The sequence below is a fragment of the Cupriavidus sp. R6-3 genome, assembly GCF_059772245.1.
Map to the genome: position 1 here is coordinate 1 of NZ_JCBAJO010000372.1, position 3,064 is coordinate 3,064.

A 3,064-nucleotide genomic window follows, 5' to 3' on the forward strand; every position below is an offset into this window, starting at 1 on the left:
TCATGTCGCGCTTGCTGCCGAAGCCCGGCGCCTTGCTGACCTCGAACCCCGCCGCCTGCAGGCCGCGCCGCACGAAGCCGGCGGCCGTATAGGTCGCCAGCGTGGCGCCGGGACGCGCCAGCCGGGCCAGCCCCTTCATCACCACGGGATCCCACATGTCGGCATTGCGCGCCGGGGCGAAGCCGTCCAGATAGAAGGCATCGGCACCGACTGCCAGCCGCGGCAAGAGTGCCTGCACGTCCCCCAGCGCGAGCGTCAGCACCACCGCGCCGCCGTCGAAGGCGAGCCGATGCAGCCCCGGCAGCGCCAGGGGCCACGCGGCCTGCAACTGCTGCGCGAGTGGAGCCAGCTCTTCGAGATCGGCATGCAGCGCCGCCAGGCCTTCACGGGTAAATGGATGCTTCTCGATCGAGACGAAATGCAGGCGCGCGCAGCGGCGCGGGTCGTCGCGCCAGGCCTGCCACGTCGCAAGGAAATTGAGCCCCTGGCCGAAGCCCGTTTCGACGATGACGAATTGTTCCCGCCCCTGCCACGCCTGCGGCAGGCCATTGCCGCCGAGAAAGACATGCCGCGCCTGCGCCAGCCCGCCCTCGACGCTGTGATAGACGTCGTCATAGCGGGGCGAGTACGGCGTACCCTGGTCGGACAGGATCGGCTCGGCGGGATCGAGGGCGCGGGGCATCGGAAGAACGGAAAAACAGGACGGAGGACGGCGCGGCAAGACGCTTCGCGGCACGCCAGGACCGGCGCACGATCGCCGCAAAAAAACGGCGCAAAAAACGGCGCAAAGCCGGCCCAAAACGAGCGCAAAACGCTGTATGACGGCCACGGGCGCCGCGGAAGGTCGGCCGGATGGTAGCATGGCGCCCTGCTCCGCCCGCCCCTGCCATGCTCAGCTATCGCCACGCCTTCCACGCCGGCAATCACGCCGACGTTCTCAAGCACGCCATCGTCACCCATCTGCTCGATTACCTGACGCAGAAGGACAAGCCGTTCTGGTACATCGACACGCACGCCGGCGCCGGCCTTTATGCGCTGGACGAGGGCTATGCGACCAAGAAATCGGAGTTCGAGACCGGTATCGCTCCGCTGTGGCGGGCCGCCGCGGACGGCCGCGCGCTGCCGCCGCTGCTGCAGGAATACCTGGACCAGGTGCGCACGCTGAACCCGGACGGCCGCCTCCGGCACTATCCCGGCTCGCCGTGGCTCGCCTGGCAGATGCTGCGCGACGCGGACCGGCTGCGGCTGTTCGAACTGCACAGCACCGAGATCCAGGTGCTGCGCGAGAACTTCCGCGGCGCGGGACGCCGCGTGATGCTGTACGACGGCGACGGCTTCGGCGGCATCAAGGCCATCCTGCCGCCCCCGCCGCGCCGCGCGCTGGTGCTGATCGATCCGTCATACGAGGACAAGCAGGACTACGCGCGCACCGTGCAGTGCCTGCGCGATGGGCTGCAGCGCTTCGCCACCGGAACCTATGCGGTCTGGTATCCGCAGGTGCAGCGGCGCGAGTCCGGGCAATTGCCGGTCCAGATGAAGGCGCTGCCGTTCAAGGGCTGGCTGCATGCCACGCTGACGGTCAAGTACCCGGTGCCCGGCGGGCTCGGCCTGCATGGCAGCGGCATGTTCGTGGCCAATCCGCCGTGGACGCTGCGGGCGGCGCTGGAGGCGGCGCTGCCGGCGCTGGTCGAACTGCTCGGCCAGGACGCCGGCGCGACCTTCACGCTCGAAGGCGAGCAGCCCTGAGCGACGGCGCGGCGGCGTTTCGCATCACCGGCGCCGTGCAGCGCGCCGACAGCTACCGTTCGCACACGGCGGCCTGCCCGTTTCCGCTACATCATCCGGCGGGTGAACTGCCCTCGCTCGGCGCCTGCCATCAGGTCGAGGAAGGCCTCCGTGGTCATGTGGATCAGCTCCTCGTGATCCCCCGCCTCGAAATAGACCTCGGGCTGGCCAAGCAGGCTCTCGTCGATATAGGTGCGCATGCCATAGGCCATGCCGACCGGCGGGATCGCGCCCAGCACGCAGTCCTTGAACACTTCGCGCACCTCGTCCTCGCTGGCCATCGTCAGCCGGCGGCCGGTGCGTTCGCATAACTCGGACAGATCGAGCAGGCGGGTCGACGGCATCACCGCCACCACATAGCCCGCCTCGTCCTCCAGCAATACGGTCTTGACCAGGCGATCGCCCGGCACATGGGCCGCCTGCGCGGTCGCCATGCTGCCCAGCGCATAGGGGTGGCGGATGATATCGAAATGGCTGTTCTTGCTGCTCAGGCAAGTCGCCAGGGTGGTTGCCAGTGCCATGATGGTTCCCCTCTTGGAGATACAGGGATGGCGCGCACTGGCGTGAGGCGCGTGGCGCGCCGTCCGCGAATGGGGGCGCCGGTGCAACGCTGGCCTGCGGGTATCTACTATAGGACGCGGGGGACGGGACGCGGGGACGCCCGGAACGCGGGCGGCGGCGATGGCGCCGCCACGCTGGAACGGGAAAGCCGCGGCGAACCAGCGGCGAACCAGCGGCGAATCAGCGAGGAGTCAGCGGGAACCGCGGCGGATCAGCGCGGGAACGTCACGGTGCCGTGGACGGTGACGCCCGGCGGCACATGGACCGGGGCCGGCTCGACATAGACCGGGGCCGGCTGGACATAGACCGGCGCCGGGCCGTAGTACCCGTAGCGCGGCCCCTTGCACTTGCGTTCTTCCTTGTAGTCGCCGTTGCCCTTGAACTTGCGTTCGACCTTGCAGTTGCCGTCCCAGTACTCTTCCTTGTAGTCGCCGCCATGGTGATGACCGCGCCATTTGCCATGGCCGCTTTCGTCCTTCCACGGATCGGCGTGGACGGCCAGCGGCAGCGCGAGCAAGGCGGCGAGACAGAGGGTTTTTGCTGTAAGGGTCATGATGTTGTCCCGATTCGGGGCGGGCGCGACGGCGTTCTTCTTGTCGAGGAGCTTAGCGCCGGCGCGGATCACCGGCGAGACATCCGGTGAAACGTCGGTAAGCAAATGTTTCACCAATCACGGCGGCCGGGCGCTGCCGTACGGGAAACGAGACGATCAGGAAGT

4 protein-coding genes are annotated in these 3,064 nt (G+C 68.3%); 1 reads left to right on the forward strand and 3 read right to left on the reverse strand.

The features are described from left to right. Positions 1-682, reverse strand: a 682-nt coding sequence (mnmC2, locus tag AC6EI8_RS25650) for a tRNA (5-methylaminomethyl-2-thiouridine)(34)-methyltransferase MnmC2 (RefSeq protein ID WP_498383283.1), incomplete at its 3' end; no start/stop codon positions are given. Positions 683-888: 206 nt separating this feature from the next. Here mnmC2 and AC6EI8_RS25655 point away from each other — a divergent pair. Next, positions 889-1,746: a 23S rRNA (adenine(2030)-N(6))-methyltransferase RlmJ gene (locus AC6EI8_RS25655; protein ID WP_498383285.1), complete on the forward strand. Its 858-nt coding sequence runs from the start codon at positions 889-891 to the stop codon at positions 1,744-1,746. Between the two features lie 86 nt (positions 1,747-1,832). Here AC6EI8_RS25655 and AC6EI8_RS25660 read toward each other — a convergent pair whose 3' ends face one another. Together AC6EI8_RS25660 and AC6EI8_RS25665 are read right to left on the reverse strand one after the other, a co-directional pair. Continuing rightward, positions 1,833-2,306, reverse strand: coding sequence for an aminoacyl-tRNA deacylase (locus AC6EI8_RS25660; RefSeq protein ID WP_149318865.1), 474 nt, complete (start codon positions 2,304-2,306; stop codon positions 1,833-1,835). A gap of 251 nt (positions 2,307-2,557) precedes the next feature. Next, positions 2,558-2,899, reverse strand: coding sequence for a PXPV repeat protein (locus AC6EI8_RS25665; protein WP_223819567.1), 342 nt, complete (start codon positions 2,897-2,899; stop codon positions 2,558-2,560). Positions 2,900-3,064 lie beyond the last annotated feature (165 nt).